At 43.6% G+C, this 1313-nt stretch carries 1 protein-coding gene; it reads left to right on the plus strand.

The window, feature by feature from the left end:
• A partial coding sequence (gene tuf / locus DK415_RS09425) for an elongation factor Tu (RefSeq protein WP_109433409.1) occupies window positions 1-1184 on the plus strand: 1184 nt, incomplete at its 5' end.
• Between the last annotated feature and the right edge of the window lie 129 nt (window positions 1185-1313).

A 1313-nucleotide genomic window follows, 5' to 3' on the forward strand; every position in this document is an offset into this window, starting at 1 on the left:
TGTCTAAAGAAAAATTTGAACGTACAAAACCGCACGTTAACGTGGGTACAATCGGCCACGTTGACCATGGTAAAACCACTTTAACAGCAGCTATCACAACCGTATTAGCAAAACACTACGGTGGTGCAGCTCGTGCATTCGACCAAATCGATAACGCGCCTGAAGAAAAAGCGCGTGGTATCACCATCAACACATCCCACGTTGAATATGACACTCCAACACGTCACTACGCACACGTTGACTGTCCGGGACACGCCGACTATGTTAAAAACATGATTACCGGTGCGGCACAAATGGATGGTGCTATCTTAGTAGTAGCAGCAACTGATGGTCCTATGCCACAAACTCGTGAACACATCTTATTAGGTCGCCAAGTAGGTGTTCCTTACATCATCGTATTCTTAAACAAATGCGACATGGTAGATGACGAAGAGTTATTAGAATTAGTTGAAATGGAAGTTCGTGAACTTCTTTCTCAATATGACTTCCCGGGTGACGATACACCAATCGTACGTGGTTCTGCATTACAAGCGTTAAACGGCGTAGCAGAATGGGAAGAAAAAATCCTTGAATTAGCAAGCCACTTAGATACTTACATTCCTGAGCCTGAGCGTGCTATCGACCAACCGTTCCTTCTTCCAATCGAAGACGTGTTCTCTATCTCTGGTCGTGGTACAGTAGTAACAGGTCGTGTTGAACGTGGTATCATCCGTACCGGTGATGAAGTTGAAATCGTTGGTATCAAACCGACTGCGAAAACTACCGTAACCGGTGTTGAAATGTTCCGTAAATTACTTGACGAAGGTCGTGCAGGTGAAAACATCGGTGCATTATTACGTGGTACCAAACGTGAAGAAATCGAACGTGGTCAAGTATTGGCTAAACCGGGTTCAATCACTCCACACACTGATTTCGAATCTGAAGTGTACGTATTATCCAAAGAAGAAGGTGGTCGTCATACTCCATTCTTCAAAGGTTACCGTCCACAATTCTATTTCCGTACAACTGACGTAACCGGTACAATCGAGTTACCGGAAGGCGTGGAAATGGTTATGCCTGGCGATAACATCAAAATGACCGTATCCTTAATCCACCCAATCGCGATGGACCAAGGTTTACGTTTCGCTATCCGTGAAGGTGGCCGTACTGTAGGTGCTGGCGTGGTAGCTAAAATTATCAAATAATTGATAATAAACCTGATTAGAAAGGCGTATCGAATGATGCGCCTTTTTGTTTTCATTATGTTGATAAAACGAATCTGATGAAAACACAATAAAAAATGACCGCACTTTAGTGAAATAAAGTGCGGTCAT

This window comes from Aggregatibacter segnis (genome assembly GCF_003130075.1).
Classification (GTDB): Bacteria; Pseudomonadota; Gammaproteobacteria; order Enterobacterales; family Pasteurellaceae; genus Aggregatibacter; species Aggregatibacter segnis_A.